Source organism: Candidatus Pseudomonas auctus (genome assembly GCF_048654275.1).
GTDB classification, from domain to species: domain Bacteria; phylum Pseudomonadota; class Gammaproteobacteria; order Pseudomonadales; family Pseudomonadaceae; genus Aquipseudomonas; species Aquipseudomonas pharyngis.
Genome location: NZ_JBJYZK010000001.1, coordinates 185,114 through 204,816 on the forward strand (window position 1 = coordinate 185,114; position 19,703 = coordinate 204,816).

Annotated in this window: 22 protein-coding genes and 3 pseudogenes; 7 read left to right on the top strand and 18 right to left on the bottom strand. The window is 58.4% G+C overall.

Annotated features, from left to right (window positions below):
* Window positions 1-6 precede the first annotated feature (6 nt).
* The 6 genes from ACKUG4_RS00800 to ACKUG4_RS00825 all read right to left on the bottom strand — a co-directional run bounded on the left by ACKUG4_RS00800 (window position 7) and on the right by ACKUG4_RS00825 (window position 5,281).
* Window positions 7-2,385 carry a DUF3772 domain-containing protein gene (locus ACKUG4_RS00800; protein WP_445433167.1) on the bottom strand — a complete coding sequence of 793 codons (2,379 nt, stop codon included), beginning with the start codon at window positions 2,383-2,385 and terminating at the stop codon, window positions 7-9.
* Between the two features lie 117 nt (window positions 2,386-2,502).
* Entirely contained in the window at window positions 2,503-3,192 is a 690-nt protein-coding gene (arsH, locus tag ACKUG4_RS00805) for an arsenical resistance protein ArsH (RefSeq protein WP_445433168.1), read from the bottom strand.
* Between the two features lie 11 nt (window positions 3,193-3,203).
* Window positions 3,204-3,674, bottom strand: coding sequence for an arsenate reductase ArsC (locus tag ACKUG4_RS00810; protein WP_085611840.1), 471 nt, complete (start codon window positions 3,672-3,674; stop codon window positions 3,204-3,206).
* A 9-nt stretch (window positions 3,675-3,683) separates the two neighbouring features.
* Window positions 3,684-4,031, bottom strand: a complete 348-nt coding sequence (locus ACKUG4_RS00815) for a metalloregulator ArsR/SmtB family transcription factor (protein WP_085611839.1) — start codon at window positions 4,029-4,031, stop codon at window positions 3,684-3,686.
* Window positions 4,032-4,149: 118 nt separating this feature from the next.
* A complete protein-coding gene (locus ACKUG4_RS00820) occupies window positions 4,150-4,770 on the bottom strand; it encodes a LysE family translocator (RefSeq protein WP_064595875.1) in 621 nt (206 codons plus the stop codon).
* Window positions 4,771-4,813: 43 nt separating this feature from the next.
* A complete protein-coding gene (locus ACKUG4_RS00825) occupies window positions 4,814-5,281 on the bottom strand; it encodes a metallophosphoesterase family protein (RefSeq protein WP_445433169.1) in 468 nt (155 codons plus the stop codon).
* A gap of 209 nt (window positions 5,282-5,490) precedes the next feature.
* Here ACKUG4_RS00825 and ACKUG4_RS00830 point away from each other — a divergent pair, with 209 nt between their 5' ends.
* Entirely contained in the window at window positions 5,491-5,850 is a 360-nt protein-coding gene (locus ACKUG4_RS00830) for a zinc ribbon domain-containing protein (protein WP_445433170.1), read from the top strand.
* A 278-nt stretch (window positions 5,851-6,128) separates the two neighbouring features.
* On the opposite strand, the gene ACKUG4_RS00835 is transcribed toward ACKUG4_RS00830, so the two are convergent.
* From ACKUG4_RS00835 to ACKUG4_RS00845, 3 genes and pseudogenes are all read right to left on the bottom strand, one after another.
* Complete coding sequence (locus ACKUG4_RS00835; protein WP_445433171.1) at window positions 6,129-6,569, bottom strand: GNAT family N-acetyltransferase; 441 nt, start codon at window positions 6,567-6,569, stop codon at window positions 6,129-6,131.
* A gap of 138 nt (window positions 6,570-6,707) precedes the next feature.
* Window positions 6,708-7,094 (bottom strand): cupin domain-containing protein, encoded by a 387-nt coding sequence (locus ACKUG4_RS00840; protein ID WP_445433172.1) that lies wholly within the window; start codon window positions 7,092-7,094, stop codon window positions 6,708-6,710.
* Between the two features lie 72 nt (window positions 7,095-7,166).
* Window positions 7,167-7,475: pseudogene (locus ACKUG4_RS00845) on the bottom strand (helix-turn-helix domain-containing protein); the annotation flags it as partial.
* 1 nt (window position 7,476) lies between these two features.
* Between ACKUG4_RS00845 and ACKUG4_RS00850 the strand changes: the two are divergent.
* Window positions 7,477-7,845, top strand: a pseudogene (locus ACKUG4_RS00850) (aldehyde dehydrogenase family protein); the annotation flags it as partial.
* 147 nt (window positions 7,846-7,992) lie between these two features.
* On the opposite strand, the gene ACKUG4_RS00855 reads toward ACKUG4_RS00850, so the two are convergent.
* From ACKUG4_RS00855 to ACKUG4_RS00875, 5 genes are all read right to left on the bottom strand, one after another.
* Window positions 7,993-8,355, bottom strand: a complete 363-nt coding sequence (locus ACKUG4_RS00855; RefSeq protein ID WP_039773154.1) for a DUF6124 family protein — start codon at window positions 8,353-8,355, stop codon at window positions 7,993-7,995.
* A 466-nt stretch (window positions 8,356-8,821) separates the two neighbouring features.
* A complete protein-coding gene (locus tag ACKUG4_RS00860) occupies window positions 8,822-9,739 on the bottom strand; it encodes an AraC family transcriptional regulator (RefSeq protein ID WP_445433466.1) in 918 nt (305 codons plus the stop codon).
* Window positions 9,740-9,820: 81 nt separating this feature from the next.
* Window positions 9,821-10,078, bottom strand: a complete 258-nt coding sequence (locus ACKUG4_RS00865) for an Atu4866 domain-containing protein (RefSeq protein WP_039773158.1) — start codon at window positions 10,076-10,078, stop codon at window positions 9,821-9,823.
* 19 nt (window positions 10,079-10,097) lie between these two features.
* Window positions 10,098-10,394 carry a hypothetical protein gene (locus tag ACKUG4_RS00870; RefSeq protein WP_445433173.1) on the bottom strand — a complete coding sequence of 99 codons (297 nt, stop codon included), beginning with the start codon at window positions 10,392-10,394 and terminating at the stop codon, window positions 10,098-10,100.
* 177 nt (window positions 10,395-10,571) lie between these two features.
* Complete coding sequence (locus ACKUG4_RS00875; RefSeq protein ID WP_011333890.1) at window positions 10,572-11,336, bottom strand: SDR family NAD(P)-dependent oxidoreductase; 765 nt, start codon at window positions 11,334-11,336, stop codon at window positions 10,572-10,574.
* 286 nt (window positions 11,337-11,622) lie between these two features.
* On the opposite strand from ACKUG4_RS00875, the gene ACKUG4_RS00880 reads away from it, so the two are divergent.
* The 3 genes from ACKUG4_RS00880 to ACKUG4_RS00890 all read left to right on the top strand — a co-directional run bounded on the left by ACKUG4_RS00880 (window position 11,623) and on the right by ACKUG4_RS00890 (window position 14,367).
* Window positions 11,623-12,567, top strand: a complete 945-nt coding sequence (locus ACKUG4_RS00880; RefSeq protein WP_445433174.1) for a helix-turn-helix domain-containing protein — start codon at window positions 11,623-11,625, stop codon at window positions 12,565-12,567.
* 180 nt (window positions 12,568-12,747) lie between these two features.
* A complete protein-coding gene (locus ACKUG4_RS00885) occupies window positions 12,748-13,482 on the top strand; it encodes an SDR family oxidoreductase (protein WP_064595909.1) in 735 nt (244 codons plus the stop codon).
* A gap of 336 nt (window positions 13,483-13,818) precedes the next feature.
* Window positions 13,819-14,367: a hypothetical protein gene (locus ACKUG4_RS00890; protein WP_445433175.1), complete on the top strand. Its 549-nt coding sequence runs from the start codon at window positions 13,819-13,821 to the stop codon at window positions 14,365-14,367.
* A 90-nt stretch (window positions 14,368-14,457) separates the two neighbouring features.
* On the opposite strand, the gene ACKUG4_RS00895 is transcribed toward ACKUG4_RS00890, so the two are convergent.
* Window positions 14,458-15,438: a hypothetical protein gene (locus ACKUG4_RS00895; RefSeq protein ID WP_445433176.1), complete on the bottom strand. Its 981-nt coding sequence runs from the start codon at window positions 15,436-15,438 to the stop codon at window positions 14,458-14,460.
* Window positions 15,439-15,666: 228 nt separating this feature from the next.
* Window positions 15,667-15,914: pseudogene (locus ACKUG4_RS00900) on the bottom strand (transporter); the annotation flags it as partial.
* A gap of 140 nt (window positions 15,915-16,054) precedes the next feature.
* On the opposite strand from ACKUG4_RS00900, the gene ACKUG4_RS00905 reads away from it, so the two are divergent.
* Both ACKUG4_RS00905 and ACKUG4_RS00910 read left to right on the top strand, forming a co-directional pair.
* Window positions 16,055-16,576, top strand: a complete 522-nt coding sequence (locus ACKUG4_RS00905) for a MarR family winged helix-turn-helix transcriptional regulator (protein ID WP_445433177.1) — start codon at window positions 16,055-16,057, stop codon at window positions 16,574-16,576.
* A complete protein-coding gene (locus ACKUG4_RS00910) occupies window positions 16,573-17,775 on the top strand; it encodes an FAD-dependent monooxygenase (protein ID WP_445433178.1) in 1,203 nt (400 codons plus the stop codon). Before ACKUG4_RS00905 ends, ACKUG4_RS00910 begins: the two co-directional genes overlap by 4 nt.
* A 3-nt stretch (window positions 17,776-17,778) precedes the next feature.
* On the opposite strand, the gene ACKUG4_RS00915 is transcribed toward ACKUG4_RS00910, so the two are convergent.
* Window positions 17,779-18,696 (bottom strand): bifunctional helix-turn-helix transcriptional regulator/GNAT family N-acetyltransferase, encoded by a 918-nt coding sequence (locus ACKUG4_RS00915; RefSeq protein WP_445433179.1) that lies wholly within the window; start codon window positions 18,694-18,696, stop codon window positions 17,779-17,781.
* A 57-nt stretch (window positions 18,697-18,753) separates the two neighbouring features.
* Window positions 18,754-19,443 (bottom strand): phytanoyl-CoA dioxygenase family protein, encoded by a 690-nt coding sequence (locus tag ACKUG4_RS00920; protein WP_445433180.1) that lies wholly within the window; start codon window positions 19,441-19,443, stop codon window positions 18,754-18,756.
* Between the last annotated feature and the right edge of the window lie 260 nt (window positions 19,444-19,703).

Sequence of the window (19,703 nt, forward strand, 5' to 3'; positions counted from 1 at the left end):
TTTTCCTCAGGTACTCGGCGGCTTCGCCAGCTCAATCCCCGCCGCCCCCAGCCGCTTGAGAATCTCGAACAACAAATCACTCTTGGTCGTCCCGACAATCCTCGGGCTCGCCACATACCCGGTCACCGTCAACGTAATCCCGTCCGGCGTCAGCTTGCTGAAGCGCACGAACGGCGCCGGTTTTTCGAGGATGGTTTCGTGTTCCTTGTAGGTGTCGAACAGCAGGTTCTGCACCTGTTCGGGGTCGATGTCCAGCGGGAACATCAGCTCCAGCGTCGCCACACCCTGGGCGCTGCCGCCGAGGGTGACGTTGCGCAGGTTCTGCGAGATCAGTTGCGAGTTGGGCACGATCACGATCGAGCGGTCGCTGAGCTGGATTTCGGTGGCGCGCACGTTGATCCGGCGGATGTCGCCCTCGACGCCGCTGATGCTGATCAGGTCGCCGACCTTGACCGGGCGTTCGGTGAGCAGGATCAGCCCGGAGACGAAGTTCTTCACGATCTCCTGCAAGCCGAAGCCGATACCCACCGACAGGGCGCTGACGATCCACGCCAGGTTGGTCCATTGCACGCCCAGCGATGACAGGGTCAGCAGGATCACTACCGCATAACCGATGTTGGAAAACAGCGTGCTGAGCGAGGCGCACATGCCCGGGTCCATGTCGGTCTTGGGCAGGAACTCGTTGTCGAGCCAGCGGCGCAGGGCGCGGATCAGGTAGATGCCGATCAGCAGCGCGAGCATCGCGTTGAGCAAATGGCCGGGGACGATGTTCAGCTTGCGCAGGCCGGCGCCGCCGAGGATCGTGCCGATGTTGGTCGCCAGTTGGCCGAGTGTGGTGCCGATCCCGCCGACGAACAGGGTGATGACCGCCAGCAGCAACAGCGCGGCTCGACCGAAACCGGCCAGCAGGGTTGATGCCTGTTCGAGACGCCGGTCGCCGACACCCAGCAGCTGTTTCAGCGCCTTGCCGCTGGAATGGCGGGGTGAGAAGAAATACTCGCAGCTGTCCTTGAGCAACTGCATCAGCAGGTAAAACCCGGAAAACACGATAAACGCCCACACCAGTTCATAGGTGATGAACCGCGCAAGCGATACGTAACCCGTGAGCAGGGCGCCGAACGACAGCACCATCGCCAGGGTGGCAACGGTGTAAACCACCCCGGCGAAGGTGTTGCCCGCCACTTGGCTGTCTCCGGCTGCGGCCAGTGTTTTGCGCACCCTGCCGACGCGCATCAGCAGCGTGGTGACGATACCGAGCACCGCCAGCGCAATGATGCCCCGGCCTGCGAGCACGATCTGACTGCTCATGCCGGCGGCATTGCTGACTTGCACCGCCGTCACCAGCACCAGCAGCGTCGCGGCGAGAATCCGCGCGTAGGGACGCAGCGCGAGCGCCACCGGGTCAGCCACCGCCGGCAGTCGCCAGGACGGGTGCTCGGTCGAGAGCAACGCGCGGCTGAGCCCTGTGATCAGCACGCAGGCATAAACCACTTTCCCGAACTCATCGGAAAATGTCGCCAGCATCGGCGGCAACGGCACGTGACGGGTGCAGGCGTAATAGAGCAGTTGCAGGGCAATGGCGGTGGTCGCGAGAGTCGCCAGCGCCGAGGCGAACGCCAGGGAACTGCGGCGCAGTCGACCCTCCGGCATGCGGTGAATGCACACCCACGCCAGCCAACGGTCGGCCAGCCGCCGGCCCAGCGTCCAGACGACAAAGGCCAGTACCACCAGCAGGGCGGTGTAAAAGCGCTGACCTGGTTGCCAGGCTTCGGCGCCGGTCTGTTGCACCTGATCGACGAAAAGCCTCAGACGCTGGCGATCATCCGCCGACGGATTGACAAGGGGAACCCAGAAGCCGGGATTCAGAATGCTGTGGGTGCTGAGCGTCAGTTCGCTTTCGAGCAAGGTGCGGCGGATCCCGGCGATCTGGGTGATCAGCTCCGTGGCGTTTTGCTTGAGGGTGGCGAGGTTCTTCAGCGCCGTATCGACTTTGGTTTTCTGCTCGATCAACGTCGCCCGTTGCGCGGCGATATCGGCTTGTTCGGCAGCGACCGCTTCGGCCGGCGCGGCACCGAGCACGCCCAGTTGCACGGTCAGTTGCGCCTGCTGCGGCAACAGCGATGCCGACAGCCGATCGATGTCCAGAATGAACGTCTGCACCCGGTCCTGCGGACCTTCGAGCTGGTTGTAATTGTTGGCGGACGAGATCTGCTGCTTGAGGCCGTCGAGGCGCAGTTGCAAGGCTTGCAGATCGCTTTGCGTGACGCCGGGGAGCGGGGCGCCGACATCGGGCGTGCCGGGCAGGTCGGCGGCCGACACCATCGAGACACCCGGACAGAGCAGCGTCAGGGTGATGAACATCAATGACTTCAATGCATTACGCATGGGACTGGGCGATTCCGGTTGATCACACAAACATTGAGGTTAGGTGATGGGGCCGGAGGGCGCGGAAAAGTTTCGGTGACCCGGGCGACGGGCCACCGTTCGCGGCGTTGCGGTTATTCAGATCGACCGCTGATTGACCCGCTGCATCAATTCCTCCGCCGATTCCTTGCGCTCGGAATAGCGATCCACCAGGTCCGGGCGATCACGCAGCAACAGCGTGAACTTCACCAACTCTTCCATCACGTCCACCACCCGGTCGTACAGCGCCGAGGGTTTCATGCGGTTGCCTTCGTCGAATTCCAGATAAGCCTTGGGCACCGATGACTGATTGGGGATGGTGAACATGCGCATCCAGCGGCCCAGTACGCGCAGTTGATTGACCACGTTGAACGACTGCGAACCGCCGCAGACCTGCATTACCGCGAGGGTCTTGCCCTGGGTCGGACGCACCGCGCCGAGGGCCAGCGGCACCCAGTCGATCTGCGCCTTGAACACCGCCGACATCGCACCGTGACGCTCCGGCGAACACCAGACCTGACCTTCGGACCATTGCATCAGATCGAGCAGTTCCTGGACTTTCGGGTGATCGCCCGGCGCATCGTCCGGCAGCGGCAGGCCCGAGGGATTGAAGATCCGCGTCTCGGCACCGAAGTGCTCCAGCAACCGTGCGGCTTCTTCCACCAGCAAACGGCTGAAGGAGCGCGGGCGGGTCGAGCCGTAAAGCAGCAGGATGCGCGGCTTGTGCGCGCCTTCGTCACGCGTGGTTGTTTGAACCAGTGAAGGATCGAGGTTGGGCAAATCGGTCATGTCGGCTCCGGTTACAGCGTGCTGATGCGGTCGAGCTCGCGCTTGAGGGCATCACGGTCAAGTTGGGCGAAGGGCAGGGCGAGGAAGGCCCGGCAGCGGGTTTCGATGCGGGCGAGGGTGGCGCGGAAGGCAGCATCGATGGTCCGTTCATCGCCGACTACATCCGACGGATCCTCCAGCCCCCAATGGGCTTTCAGGGCCGGGCCGAAGTACACCGGGCAGGCTTCACCGGCGGCCTTGTCGCAGACGGTGATGACGATATCCGGCGGGTTGTCCTCGAAGGCCTCGTTGCCCTTGCTGCTCAACCCGGCGATGGAAATGCCGGCCGCCTGCAACGTGGTCAGGCTGCGCGGCAGCACCTGGCCCTTGGGGAAGCTGCCGGCGCTGACTGCTTCGAAACCGGCCGGCGCCAGATGGTTGAACATCGCCTCCGACAGGATGCTGCGGCAGCTGTTGGCGGTGCACATGAACAGAACTCGCATTTTCGATCCTCAGCAGCAGGCAGACGTATTGAGCGGGCGATCGCCCATAGCCGCCAGCCGTGCGCTGTTTTCTTCCAGCCAGGCGGTGTTGGCAGCGAGCGTGGTTTCAAGCAGCGTGCGAATCCATGCCGGCAAATCAGGGTTGAGCCGGTAATAAACCCACTGGCCCTGACGGCGATCCAGCAATAGACCGCAGGTGCGCAATTGCGCGAGATGGCGGGAGATTTTCGGCTGACTGTCGTCCAGCGCGCAGACCAGTTCGCAGACACACAACTCACCCTCACGGGTGATCAGCAGCGTGGCCCGGGCGCGGGTTTCGTCGGCGAGGCATTTGAAAACGGAAGCGGGGGTGAGCATGACGAGGTCTTCAGTACATATGGTTGTCCGAATATACGGATAACCATATGTATCGGGCAAGCCTGGAGTTTGATGACGGTGGCAGCTCTCGACCCAAGTTTTGTTTAGCGCAGGCGCTTCAACGCTTGCTGAACGCCAACCGCGCAGCAAACAACACGAAAATCATCCCGGTGGTGCGATCCATCCAGCGAATCACCTTCTCGCGCCGCAGGAACCCGGACAGCGGCTGCGTCGCGCCAATCAACACCAGCGACCAGATCAGCCCGAGCACCACATGAATGCTCACCAGCCCGAATGTCCACGGCACCAGCGGCTGACCTTGCGGAATGAACTGCGGCAGAAACGACACGTAGAAAATCCCGATCTTCGGATTCAGCACATTCCCCAGCATGCCCTTGAAAAACCAGTTCGCCCCCGGTTTGCCATCGGCCTCGGCCGGTGCCAGCGAACGGCGAGGGCGCAGCAGCATGTTCAACCCCAGCCACGCCAGATACGCCGCGCCGCAATACTTCAACAGGTTGTAGGCCAGCTCCGACACCGCAATCAACGCCCCCAACCCAAACGCCACCGCCGCGCCCCACAACAGACAACCGGCATTGATCCCCAACGCTGCACGCAAGGCCTGCTGCTTGCCTTCGACGGTCGCGGTGCGCAGCACCAGCGCGGTGTCGAGACCGGGCGTCAGGGTCAACAGCGTGGCGGCGAGGGTGAAGGCGAGGAGGTTGTCGGCGATGGACATGGCGCGTGGGTTCCCTGTTCTGGATCCGGGAACGGTAGCGATTTCAGGCGGGGGGATCCAGCAGGGAAATCAGGCGCGGTTCGATGCGGTCGGGTTGTATCTCGAGGATCGCCAGCGTCACCGGCAATTTGAAACGCCGAGGGCCGGCGCTGCCGGGGTTGACGTAGAGACGGTCACCGCGCCAATCGATGCGGGGTTTGTGGGAGTGGCCGGTGACGACGAGCTTGATACCCGGATCGAGATCGGCGGGGACATCGGCGATGTCGTGGACGAGGAGGGTTGGCCAACCGTTGAGGGTGAAGGTCAGGAGGTCGGGGAGGTTTTCGGCCCATGGGCTGTTGAGGTCGTTGTTGCCGCGCACGGCGTGGACCGGGGCGATTTTGGCCAGTTGGTTGAGGATGTCCGCGTTGCCGATGTCGCCGGCGTGGATGATCTGGTCACAGCCCTGGAGCGCGGCGAGGGCTTCGGGGCGGAGGAGGTTGTGGGTGTCGGAGATTAGGGCGGTTTTCATGGGGGGGCTCTCCGTTGGTGGTTTGGGTGGGAGTGGCTGGTTTCGGCCAAAAGCATTCGGTGGACAGACTAAGGGCAAATAGATTGTGTCCTGCTACCCTCTTTATCGAAGTCGGGCTTGCCGTCATCCCTATCGCGTTATCCCTCGATAGATCTCGCGCTTACCACGACATGGCATGTCAACTAACGAGAGAGTGTCAGGATAGCGCCATGAAAGTTCGATGCCCTAGCTGTGGTTATATCGCAGACAAGCTTCCGCCAAGCCTAAGGTGTGCTAAATGCGACGATTTTTCCCACGACTGGCTGATTTATGATTGGGAAAGATTTGCTTCAATGAAGCGTCGACATGTTAGATACAACTTATTAATTATTGGCGTGACTCTAATTAATTTACTTGTGGCGATTACCTTAAAATCAACAGATGCGTTTCAATGGTTGTTCACCTTGTTGCTTATCCCAGCCATTATCAGTTTGTTTTATTGTCGAAAACAGCTTGATAGTGAATCGGAGTATGAGGGGCATAGAGGCAGAGCTTTACTTTTCTGGCTTTTCGGTTTTTGGGGTGTCTAAAGCGGCTAACAAATCGCATATGGGGGGGAAGGGGACTGATTTATTTCTCAGAAAATAAACAGAAAATAAATCATTCCCCTTTTTCTTTGGGAGAAGTGGACGCGGCCTGAGCTGAAGAGAATATTGCGTGAGGTCGACGACGGCGCAAGCGGGCTTTCGAGGTAGGTCCGACTTGAGCCTCGAAAGACCGCTTCTGGCCGAAAGCGATTACTCATAAGCAACTACAGTTAGGCCAAAGTAATCTTTCAGAAGGCCCATACAAACTGAAACCCCTCCAATCATTCAACGCCGTCCGACCTCAAGTCCTTTAAAAGCGTGTGGCGATTCCAAGGCCCGCAGTACTGAGGCAGATGTGCGACAAGGCGGTAGCCGCACCGCCTGTACCAATGCGCCACGCTGTCATCGAGAGTTTCAATAAGTGCGTCACAGCAGCCATGCTCCAGAGCAAGTGCCTCAAGTCTGTGCAAGAGTTCGGTTCCGATACCTTGGCCACGCCATGAAGCATCTACCCATAGGTAATTGATAAAAAGACGGCGAAATTCAGTCCGGCCGGTGACGCCGCCGACCAAGTCATCCTCTTCCATCAGCGTGCAGGCTATAGGATCCGCACTGCCGCCACGTCCGCGCGACAGATTCTGCCCATGTTGTATGACGCCGTCAGAAACGGCCCGCAGATCCTTCTCGTGAATGTTGCCGGTTGTACGCCATTGCCTCCCCATATCATTTCCTTATGGCCAATTGTTACTGAGTGGCATGCAAATCAAGTGCCGGTTTTTGCGTATTTGATCGACTGCCATAGGCGCTTTCCGAAGTACACAAATGGCAATCTCCGGCCGATTGCACAGGGTGGCGTTGGATTATATCCAGACGTCGTTCAAGGCCGTTCTTTCGCCATCTTCATGCCCTGTGTTCAAAATACCTCGAGGCTCGATCATCATCAGTTTTGCTTCACCTTTTGCAGCCGTCCGATGTTCAACGCCACGGGGTACCACATACAGTTCACCCGGATTTACATAGACGCAGCCTGCCGGCAGGTCGATGCGCAAAGTGCCTTCCAGGACAAGAAATGCTTCGTCGGTCTCAGGATGTGAGTGCCAGATGAATTCGCCTTCGATTCGCACAACCTTGAACTGGTAGTCATTCATCTCTGCAACAACCCTTGGGCTCCATTGCTGTTCGATGAGTGAAGCCTTACGTGTAAGGTTTACAGGAACTGACGATGGTTGATGACGGAGCTCTGACATGACGGATCCTCTGTGGTTGAAGTCGCCAGCCTATAGCGCATGGAACGGGGCGCTCTTGTACGATCCTGCAAGTCAGCGCGCGGCCCGCAATCGTTCCAGCCAGCGCATGGGCGGTATTCCGTAGCAGCGGGTGAAGTGTCGCGTCATATGACTTTGATCGTGGAAACCCGCGACGAGGGCTGCATCCACCAAGGTGAATCCTTCAAGCACCAATGCGCGGAACCGATCCAGGCGGCGCAGGGTGACAAATCGGTAAGGGCTCGTACCGTAGAGCGTTCTGAAGTCGCGTGACAGGCTCCAGCGTTCGCGCCCACTGGCATGCTCCAGCATCTCCAGCGTAATGCATGAATGCAGATGTTCGAGGATGAACGCTCTGGCGCGCTATGCCGGATGGTTCGTGAAGCCCACGATCTTCACTGATGCCACCAACCGGATGCGCATCGCGCGTGAGGAAATTTTCGGCCCCGTGCTGACGATCATCCCCTACGAGGATGATGCCGATGCGATCAGCATTGCCAACGATACGGACTATGGGCTGAGCGCCCTGGTGCTGGGAAAAAGCTCCGAACGTTGTATGAACGTCGCCCGTCAGATCGATTCGGGACGCGTGCTCATCAACACCCTGGCCCACGAACCGCGTGCCCCCTTCGGTGGATTCAAGCATTCAGGCCTTGGGCGCGAAATGGGCAGGTGGGGGATGAGCGCGTATTTGGAGCCAAAGACGTTGATCAGCTATGACCCATTGAAATAACTGGGTCAGGTTCCTGTCTGGGAGCACTGGATGGGGAATGGCAGTTAGCGTCCGCTTCTGGCCGAAAGCTGCCATTCATCGTGGCAGCTTCGGCCAACGCTCATTCACTCTATCGTTGCGGTTTATCCGCCCGTAGAGGACAAGCGTTTAGCTCTTCACCTCAACATGATCCAACGCCTGATTCACCGCCAACTCGCTCAACATCACCAACTGCGCAATCCCGATCGCAGTCTTGCGATGGGCAGGCTCTAGCGTCGCAGCAAAGTTGTTAAGCATTTCGCTCGCGGAACCCAGTGATTCGCTGGCGTTGGCCAGCAGGGATTCGGTGTCGTAGGCCGGGTTGGCCAGGTACATGGGGTCGTGTTTGTGGTGGCTGCCCATGACTCGTTGCTGCGGAGTCAGGTAGTGGTCGAGGGCGCGTTCGGCGGCTTCGTTCAGGGTTCGGGAGTCGGGGAATTTGTAGGGGGAAACCGGATCGGTTTCTGGTGGGTTGGGTGTTGGTTTGAACATGGATGAATCCTCTAGCGCGATTACCAAAAGGAACCATCACCCTTCGCTACCAAACGTTGGGTGGCGGCCATACGCGGGTTGGTAGACCGGTCGCACTAGAACCCGGCGCCCACGAATGAGCCCCACGCATGACCACCATGAAATCCGAGCCCAGAGAAAGGGCTGCACACGGTGACGCCATGAGTCTAGAACGAAGCGGGCTACCAAACCCCATCACTGTTTTTCAGTGACCCGGAAACGATAAAACCCGTGTCCCAGACGCACAAGCCGGCGGATTCTGGCGTAGTCGTAGGTAATGACGCAAGGCGTTGTAGCCTTGAGGAAGTAACGCTGAGTGTCTTTAAACAGCGAAGGCCGAAACTCTTAAACAATCTCCGATGGTTCCTTCAATAACCGGTGTATTGGATCTTTCCCCGGCGCTCTGCTGCCCTTGACTGGCTCTATCCCCAAGCCGCCGGCCAAGCGTTCACGCAGGATTCCGGATCCGGCTGGCATCTCTGGAGGGCGGGCACCCGAACTGGCGACTGTATTCCCGGCTGAATTGCGACGGGCTTTCGTAGCCCACTCGATAACAGGCGCTCGCCACATCCAGCCCTTCGCCGAGCAACAGGCGGCGGGCTTCCTGCAGGCGCAGTTGTTTCTGATACTGCAGCGGACTCATGGCTGTCACTGCCTTAAATCGATGATGCAATGTGGAGTTGCCCAAGTTGGCGACCCGGGCGAGTTCTTCGATGCGCAAGGGTTGGGTGTAGTGGTTGTTCAACCAGTCGATTGCCCGTGTTACTCGCCGTGTTTGCGAGTCGCCGAGGGCAAGCTCATACAGACGACGGCCGTGCACACCCCGCAGGAGGCGGTAATACAACTCGCGAAGGGCGAGCGGTGCCAGCATGCCGATGTCTTTCGGTGTTTCCAGCAGCCGGACCAGCCGCAGCATTGTTTCCAGCAGGGGTACATCGACTTTCTCAAGAAAAAGGCCAAGCTCCGGCTCGTCCGGGACGCCCGCCGGCGGAGCATCGGCGATGACCTGAGCGATTTCCGTGGCCTCGAAATCAAACCGGATACACAGGTAAGGCGCCTCCGGGCTGGCCATCAGCACGCGCCCCGACACCGGAAGGGTGACCGAAACCACCAGGTAGCTGAGGGGGTCGTACAGGTAGTGGTCGTCACCCAGGCCGATTTCCTTTTGTCCTTGCACGATCAGGCAAAGTGCCGGTTTGTGCACGGTATGGATCAGCTCCGAAGGTGAATCGAAACGGATGACATGCAGGGGAGCTATGGCGGTCTCATAGATCCCGGGTGTGGTAAAGCGTTGCGTCAGCAGGCGAACCAGTTCGTCACGGTAGACGGCTGTGTTTTGAAGGATGAAAGCATCGCTCTGTTCCATTTCAAGGCTCTCACAAGTGTTTATGAGCGTCTGCCTGAAGCTTTTCAGGCAGACGATATTCACCCGACATCATCAAAGTACTCATTGCCGATAGAGGATCATTCCGGCGTGATACAGCACGTCGTCATGAAAGTGGCCATCAGCGGTGAAGCCGGTGTCGTCCCAGTACTGGATGTAATCACCGACCAGTTCGTAGCGGCCCTGATAGGCGCTCTTGTTTTTACCACGGGCCTCGTCGTAACGACCAGTCGTCAGAAGCTCATGACGGATGAATCCATCCGCGGTGACCCACATGCCTGCGTAACGATGGTCCTGAGTGGTTTTTTTGGCATCTTTCATCACTTTTCCCCTCGGATGTTCAGACTGAGCCGATACGGCCCAAAGCCGTGCGATCAGAGCCGTTTTCGGCAACGCGAAAACCCGGAGTGCGATCACTGCCACCTTCAGTTACGCGCATGCCGGGCGTGCGGTCCGAACCGTCTGCGGCAACGCGGAACCCGGGAGTGCGATCACTGCCACCTTCAGTTACGCGCATGCCTGGAGTTCGATCAGCACCGTCAGCGGCCAGGTACAGGCTGGTCGAGGAAAGGTTGATCGCGCAGGCCACCATCGCGCCGATCACCAGTGAAAGGGAAAGCCGTTTTGCATTTTTCATTGTTCAGTCCTCATTGACGTTGTTCATCTGAGCGGCCTGCCGTGGCCTGTGTGTGCATCCGTTGCGTGCTTTCAGATTACGTAGCCGAGCGCAGCGGTGTTAGGACGAAACTGCCGCAGATTTGCCTGATCCTCTCGGGCTGGTCGGGCATGTCGTGCGGCGCGTTTGTGCTACGGCTCAGCCGGCCGTGACAGTCATGCCGCCGTCGGCCATGACCACCGAACCGACCATGAAGCTGGCCCGATCCGAGGCGATGAACGCGACCACTTCGGCGATTTCTTCCGGTTGGGCGGCGCGGCCGATCGGCGCCGCTTCGCCATGTTGGGCGAGAAAGGCAGGGCCATCGTCGACCACATTGTTGAGGATATTGGTCACCACATCGCCGACACCGACAGCATTGACGCGGATGCCGTGGCCAATGACCTCAAGCGCCAGGGTGCGCGTCAGTTGGGCCAGCGCGCCTTTGGAGGCGGTGTAGGCGGCAATGGTGGGGAAGGCGAAATAGGAAGCGTAGGACGCGATGTTGACGATCGATCCGGACTTGTTGGGCATCATCGCTTTGACCGCCTCCCTGCTATGCAAAAAGGCCGCCGTGGCGTTGACCGCCTGAATGCGTTCCCAGTCTTCGCGGGTCATGTCGATCACCAGTTTGTTGATGATGATGCCGGCGTTGTTGACCAGAATGTCCAGCCGTCCGAATTGCTCGACGGCCAGGGCGACTGCGCGTTCGGCTGCCCCGTCCTGAGTGATGTCGGCCACCAGGGGGACCAGGCCGGGGCGGGCCAGTGCTTCCACCTCAGGGTTTATATCTTCAGCAATGACCTGGGCGCCGCGGGCATGCAGCAGCAGTGCGATGGCCTTGCCGATGCCACTGGCCGCGCCAGTGACCAGCGCGACTTTACCGGCCACTTCGTTTGGGGTGCTGTTCTTGAAGTCGGTCATGATGTTCTCCAGCGTTTTTGATCGAGTAGGGATAAGCCGTGTTGGCGCCGGCGAGGCGCTTTCATCGGCGACGGGCCTACTGTCTCGCAGCGAGGCAAAGTCGGCTTTCGTGAGATTGCCCACGCTGTCGGGGTTTTGCGCTGAATGTCAGTGAGGGAGGTTCGGTGCTCGATTCAACCCACGGGAAAAGCCCGATATCATCGAGCCGGTCACCGTGACACGGCGTGCGGGCAAGCATCGGAGACCTGTCTGGCTTCGCACAGCCGAATCTGAAAAGGACGAGTTCATGGCAAATACCGGGCGTACCTCCCAGGACGCGTTGTCGACAACCTCTCGAGACTTGCGCATCAACGGCGAGTCGATGGGTGAGTTCCTGCCAGGTGAACCCCAGGCGTTACCCTCGCGCCCGGAAATCACGGACGTGGTGATTCAGCTGTTTACCCATCGCAGCGTTACTGAGCCGATTCTCGTGCCTGCAGTGGTGGAACCGCTGCTCGTTCTGGTTCTGGCCGGGGCGGCGACGGTAGAGGAGCGCGCATTGGGTGGCGAGTGGGAAGCTGCCGAGGTCAGTGCCGGAGATTTTTTCCTCACCAGTTCCGTTGAGCCCTATGAAATGCGCTGGCAGACGCACGGAGGCGATACCTTCGAAGTCATGCATCTTTATTTGGGGCTGCCCTTGATCGAGCAAGCGTCTCGAGAGCTGTCGGGCCAGCACGCCGGGCCTGTGCGTTTGCGCGATGTTTCAGGGGCACGGGACGGGCGCGTCGCGTTTGTCATGGAGCAGTTGCGCACGGAACTGCTCCTGGAACGCTCGCCCAGCGCGCTTTTCGCCCGCTCTCTGGCGCAGGCGCTGGCCGTGCATCTGGTGCGCAGCTATCTTGCTGAAAGCCAGCCCGGGCGTCGGGTCAACGCCTTGCAAGCCTACAAGCTGCGCAAAGTCACCGACGCCATGAGCGCGCATCTGAGCGCTGAATTCAGCCTGGCCAAACTGGCCAGCCTTGCCGAGCTGAGCGACTACCACTTCAGTCGCCTGTTCAAGCGGGCGACGGGACTGTCGCCATCGCAGTACTTCATCCGCTTGCGCATGGTTCGTGCACGGCACCTGCTACTGGAAACCCGTCTTAGCGTCATCGACGTCGGGCTGGAGGTCGGCTACTCGAGCCCCAGTCACTTCTCGCAGGTCTTTCGGCGTGAAGTGGGCGTAACGCCCAGCGAGTTCCGTGGGGCGTGAGCGGCGCTTCATCACAAATTTGCAAGCGATGCACACAGACACGAATAGGCAAAAGTTGCGCAGGTTTCGGCACGCGTCGAACAGGTCTGCGCCCTTAATCTTTTCGACGTACCCCGCAGCAACGACCGCTTCTTCAGCGGTCGGTGCTGAACTTCAATGCAGACAGCAGGAGCTACGGATATGTCGAACATTCAAAACAAAGTCGTCCTGATTACCGGTGCAAGCAGCGGTATTGGCGAAGCGGCCGCCAGGTTGATCGCCGCCAAAGGTGCGCATGTGGTCCTCGGTGCCCGCCGTACCGAGCGTCTGGACAAACTGGTCAGCGAGATCCAGGCCGAAGGTGGTTCAGCAAGTGCCTGCGCACTGGACGTTACGGATCTGCAATCGATGCACGCCTTCGTGGCGTTCGCCAAGACGCAACATGGCAAGGTCGATGTGATCATCAACAACGCGGGCGTGATGCCGTTGTCTCCGCTGGCCTCGTTGAAGGTCAACGAATGGAACCAGATGCTCGATGTCAACGTTCGCGGCGTACTGCACGGTATTGCCGCCGTCCTGCCGGACATGCAGGCGCAGGGGTTCGGTCAGGTCATCAATATCTCGTCGATCGGTGGCCTCGCGGTTTCTCCGACCGCCGCAGTGTACTGCGCGACCAAATTCGCGGTCAGGGCTATCTCGGATGGCCTGCGCCAGGAAACGGACAAGATCCGCGTCACCGTGGTGTGCCCGGGTGTGGTCGAGTCCGAACTGGCCGATACGATTTCCGATGATGTGGCCCGCGAGGAAATGAAAGCCTTCCGCCGAGTGGCGCTCAATGCAGACGCCATTGCGCGAGCGCTCGCCTATGCCATCGAACAGCCCGACGATGTCGATGTGAGTGAGATCGTGGTTCGTCCGACCGCCAGTCCGCACTGAGCCGTTCTGCGTGCAGGCAAGACCTAGTCCCCACGCCCATGGCGGTCGATACAGAGGTGCCTTAGCCATCGGCGGCTGCTTCAGTAGAAAAGTCGACAACGCTATCCGCTATTTTCTGCGCGATCGCCAACCGTAACGACGCAAGCGTCACGCTTGGATATTCAGATGTGCTTAACCAAAGAGGGGTGTTTGTTTCGGTACGATTGAATGAGAAAGGAAAAAGGGACGAATTATGAGTATTGAGCTGTGCCTGGAGGCCGATAGTGCACCCACAATTTCCGCCCTGAAAAGCGTCCTGGAGAATGTTGGTGCCCGGGAAATAGAGGATTTCGGCGCTTGAGCGTCACTTTTCAGCATACTGAATATCTTTCCCCAGACAGCAATCACTGGATTGCCAATATTCAGGAAGTATTTATGCCTGTTTTTGAAATTTTGCCACGGGAAGCCATCGGCCCCGCACGCCTTGGCGCTTCACGCGAAGCAGCAAGGGAAGCCATGTCTGTGAATGGATTTCCGCTTAAGCACACCCATGGCCGCCTTGACTATTTCTGCGGATCTTCCATTCAGCTGGAGTACGACGCGGGCGGTGAAGTCCAGTTCATAGGCGTGTCCGGAAGCTCTCGGTTCAACGTTATGTACAGAGGTGTTGATGTTTTTGCGGTATCTTCGACTGAATTGTTTCCACTGATTGCTGCCTCGGACGACTCCGGACCCCATGAGTTCGATCATTATGAGTATCTCTTCCCGAGTCAAATCCTCACTCTTTGGGATGCCGACGAACAATACGACCGTCAGGGAGGAGAGGAGCGAGAGGTGTGGGGCCAGGTTGGTATCGGCAATGATACTTATATGGCAGCCATTTCCGGTTATGAGAACCAGGCGTGACTGGCGAAGCCTCATTCGCGTTGAAGAAAACAAAATGCACGGGGACTGAAAATAAATCAGTCCCGCTTTCTCACATGAGCGGATTGGTTTTTAGTTAGAGAGCGTCCCCGGTGAAGCTGACGGAGCGCTGCTGGCATGATTTTGGTTTTTTTCGAAGTCTCGTAGTGCTGAACTGATCTGCTCTTTTTCTTGTTGTTTTGGTTTGCAACTGATGGGTTCGAATCTGTAACCAAGCTCTTTGTCAGGGATAGCAATTGCTGCCCTGTCATCAGCCATTGCAGCTATTCCAGCACCTTTAGTCTCAGGAAGACCGCAATATGTTGTAGGTAGCTGGAATGACGCAAATGCAATGGACTTTCTTAAGCGTGGTTCATAAAAGTTCTTTCCAACAATTTTTTGTGTGATGGTTAGAAGCATGATTGCAAATAGAGCAACAGCTGCTATTGTCGTGAAGTGGAGGAGGGACGGTGCGGATTTTTTGTTTTTTGGTTTGTTTTTGTTTGAGAAATCACGAATCAGCGTTATGGCAAGTAAGATGACCATGACGGGTATACTCGCATATCCAATGAATAGTGATAGCCCTAACAGCCAAATGGCTGGTGTCATTATGAGTGTAAGGAGTAACTGGGCACCGGGCAGGTCTTGCGGGGATAACCCTGTGAGTTCGGCGATACCGGCGTCCGAGTATATTTTTGAAAGTGTGGCGATGGCAACAGCAGCAGGGGCAACGAATATTTTTAATTTTTCCCAGTGTTTGGCCAAGAGTGCGGGTATTTTCCAGTAACAGCAGAGGAAAATTAATGCAGATGTGCAAGTGACGATCAATAGGTAAAAATATGTCATTTGCTCGAACTTAATGCCTGCAAGCGCCATAAATCCCGCGATATAAAAGGCGGCGGTGCACGCTATGAAAACGGTGGTCGAGTACTCAACAGTTGTCCATTTTTTAATTCTTTTTATCTGTAGGCGATATAGCGCACGCTTGCGCGGCGAACTGCGGACGTTAGCTAGGCAGCCCAGCAAGGTCGGGATTATTCCAAATAGGGTAATAAATAATATCGAAGTCAACATTCGTGTTTTTACCTTTATTGCGTTCTATGACGTTATTGAATGTGTGGAGCAAATGCACCCGGTGTGACGTGCTCGCGTAAAGCGTGTCGTCATGAAGATGAATTTCTTTAGTTTTGATTCGTATTGGCCAACAGTGTTCTGATAGGAAAGGTAACTCGATAGACAAGTAGAAAGCGGGACTTATTTATTTTCTCCTTTTGGTCGCTTTTTGCTTGCGCCACAGCCGACTCAACGCGGAAACAACAACGTTACCGCAAAACGAATTCCCCACCTTTGCGGGCCGTCTTTCGGGCTGTCGAGCCAGTAGCGTGGCCCGGCTTGCAGCGTCTGGGTTGGCCGCCGATTTTCAGCAGTTGGTTGACCGTCAGCTTCACCGGCACGGACCATTCGCGGGACTGCGGGTTATAGGTGGATTGGGTGTAGACCCCGTACGTTGTGAGGGTTTGGGTGGTGTAGGACAAAGGGTGAGCGTAGGTAACAGTGAACAGCGCGCCATTTTTTTTCGAAGAATGGAGCGCCAGGTGTCGGCTTTTATAAAACTAGCTAAGCAAGTTAGCTATATGCTAGGGTCGCTCGCCGCAAACCGAATCCCTCGATCTCCGGAAAAGACCTGAGCATGTCATCACCTACATCTCCGCCCAATCCTGCCGAAGATCCACGCAGCCTTCAGATCGCCAGCGATGCCGTTGGCCAGCAGTTGCAACAGATCGCCATCCTGACCCGTGCAGCCGCCGGCCAGTTGGGTGTCGCACTGGGCATCAATCAGACCGACGTGGCGGCGCTGGAGCATCTGATCACCGACGGGCCGTTGCCGCCGACCGAACTTGCCTCGCGTCTGTCCGTGACCACGGCGGGCATCACCCAGGTTATCGACCGGCTGGAGCGCGCTGGGCACGTGATTCGCGAGCGACAGCTCAACGACAAGCGCCGGGTCCTGGTGTGCCCAGTGCCGGAGTCGGTGGCGCAGGCCTATCGGCATATCGCGCCGATGCTCAATGGGTTGAGCGCGGTGCTGGGTGCGCTCGACGACCGGGATCGTGCAGTTATCGAGACCTTTCTCAGGCAGGTGATCGAGGTCTACCGCACCACGTTGCCGGGCAGCACGACCGCCACTTCTGAAACGCAGGACGCAGAATGAAACCACAGAAAATACTCGTCACCGGTGCAAGCATCGCCGGCCCCGCGCTAGCGTATTGGCTGTCGCGTCAGGGCATGGACGTCACGGTGGTCGAGCGAGCGCCGGCGTTTCGCGATGGCGGGCAAACCATCGACGTGCGCGGTGCCGGGCGTGAAGTGGTTCGGCGCATGGGGCTGGAAGATCTGATTCGGGCGAACACGACGCACGAGCAGGGCATCGCGTTTGTTGATCGGAATAATCAAACCAAGGCGTTCATCGGGGTCAATGCGTTTGATGGTGACGGGCCGATCGCGGAACTGGAGATCCTGCGCGGTGAGCTCGCCAAGCTGTTGATCCAGCACAGCGAGGACCGGGTCACCTACCGGTTCGGCGACAGCATTGAAACCATCGAAGACGATAGCGAGCAGGTTCATGTGCGTTTCGAGCAGGGCGGGGAGGAGTTTTACGATCTGGTAATCGTGGCCGAGGGCATCGGTTCGAAGACGCGTAATAAGGTGTTTGGCGACGAGGTAAAGCGGCGTCCACTCGATCTCTACACGGCCTATTTCACCGTGCCTCGACAGCCGAGCGACGGCCATGTGATGCGATGGCACAACCTGCCGGGCGGCCGTAGCGTCTGTCTGCGTCCTGACAACCTGGACACCACGCGCGCGTTTTTGTCTTTTCAGCAGTCGCCAAGCGGATACGAAAAACTCGCGCAGGACGAACAGAAGTCCTTGCTCAAAAAACTGTTTGCCGACGCCGGTTGGGAGACGCCTCGCGTGCTCGCCGCGCTGGATGACACGACTGACCTTTATCTGGAAGCGGTGGGTCAGGTCAAAATGCCCCGTTGGTCCAAGGGGCGCATCGCGCTGCTCGGGGACGCGGCGTATTGTGCGTCGCCCATCAGCGGCATGGGCACCAGCCTTGGGCTGTGCGGCGCCTACGTGCTGGCCGGAGAACTCGGGCGCCACGCCGATCACCGCCAGGCGTTCGCCGCCTATGAAACGCTGATGCGTCCATTCGTGGCTCAGGCGCAGAGTGTGCCCAAGTTCGCCCCCAGACTCGCCTCGCCGCATTCGCGTCTGGGCATTGCACTCGGCCATGCCGCGCTGCGGATGGCTACTGCGCCGGGGCTCAAGAAGCTGTTCGGCAAAATCCTTTCGCCGAAAGCGGACGCCATCGACCTGCCTGACTACGACGACTCAGGGCGGGCATAAATCCTACAACTCAATCGCCCACGTCTGACTCACCAGCTCCTTGCCGAAGCTGTGAATCGGCTCTTCCTCGACCAATTCAAACCCCGCCCGCTGGTATAACCGGCGGGCATCCACCAGATTGCTGGTGGTCCACAGAATCATCTTTTTGTAGCCGACATCCCGGGCAAAACGCAGGCATTCTTCGACCAGCCGATTGCCGATTCCCAAGCCCCGCGCACTGGCATCCACGTAGAGCATGCGCAGTTTCGCGGTGGTTTCGTCGTGGCGGATCACGAACACCGAACCCACCACCTTGCCGTCCTTCTCCGCAATCCAGCAGCGCTCGCCGGTTGGGTCGAATTCGCGCAGGTATTTGGCGACGACCTCTGACACCAACGCTTCGAACTCTGAATTCCAGCCGTATTCACGGCTGTAGATCGCGGTCTGCTGATGCACCACCAGACCCATGTCACCGGGCTGCGGATCGCGCAGCAGGTAGGTCGTCGGCTGGCCACCCTCGAGTAGCGTCTGGATCTGCTTCATCGACGCGATCAGTTGCAGTTGCTGCGGTTCGGACAGGCGTTCGAGCAGGGTGATGACTTCTTGCCGCGAGGCTTGCTCCAGCGGCGCGAGGATCTCGCGGCCGAGGTCGGTGATGTGCAACTGACTGGCGCGGGCGTCGGTGGTGGAGGGGACTTTCTGGATCAGGCCTTTTTTGTCGAAACCGCTGATGAGGCGACTCATGTAGCCCGCGTCGAGGCCGAGCATCTGGCGCAGATCGGTGCTGGTCAGATCGCCCTGGGACGCGAGTTCGTAGAGGATGCGCAGCTCGGTCAGCGAGTAGTCGCTTTGCAGCAAGTGTTCCTGCAACACGCCGATCTGATGGGTGTAGAAACGGTTGAACTGCCGGACGATGTCGGCGCGGTCGGTGATCGTGGACATGGCGTGGTGCTCATATGTTTGCCTAAAGCAACTATATAGTTGCCTCGGGCAATCAAGTCAAATGAATGATTTCACGATCCCGAACGCAAAGTCAGCCGGATCGAACCGCTCAGTCGTGTCCATTTGAATGTTTCTGAGGTTCACCGTTTCCAGGTGTGTGGCGTAGAGCGATTCGGAAAAACAGGTGATCAACAGAGTGCGCCGGCGTGCGCCGCTGGCGTTCAGGCTGCCGGCGTGGATCAGATCGGCATCGAAGATCAGGATGTCGCCCGCATTGCCCGTCAGTTGCACAGATCGGGATTCGTCATTGAAGTCGAACGAGGGCTCGCCCGGTGAAGGGCGATGGCTGTCAGGAACAATGCGGGTTGCACCGTTTTCCAGGCCGTAGTCGTCGAGGTATACCAGCGCGTTGACGGTGTCGCCGGGGGGCGCCGACAAGTCGCGGTGCAACTGTTGGTGGCCGCCATTGGCGAGCGGTTCGCGACCCTCGACCTGAGAGAGGAAGAAGCGCTCGCCGATCAACTCGCCGACCACCGCCAGCAATTGTGGCAATCGGCACACGGCCTGAACGGTCGGATCAACGTCCAGCTGCGAATGGCGCCAGTCAATGCCGCGGGGCACGGGCCATTCGTTTGAGGATTTGATGCCGGTATCGAAAGCGATGCGAAGGGCGGTCAGCCACGTGTGCGGAACCGCTCCAAAGAGCATTTCGTAGCCTTTGCTATGGAGTGGTTCGCGGCTCGTCATGGCTTCATCAGTCTCCCTTTTTACAATCAGAGCGAGTATTGCCGATCGTGATCAAGCCGACGCGGACCTCGGTATCGCTGCCGTAACCCCAAGACAATCGGTTCCCGTAACTCACCAGATCGTAGATTTCGCTTTCGCCAAGTAGCTGATCATCGCGATTGTCGTACAAACGGAAAAACGCGGGAGATTCCCAGCGGACGAACCATTGAGTTTCGAAGGGGGCGTCTGGAGGCGCCTGCGGGTGAAGGAAGTTGGGTAGT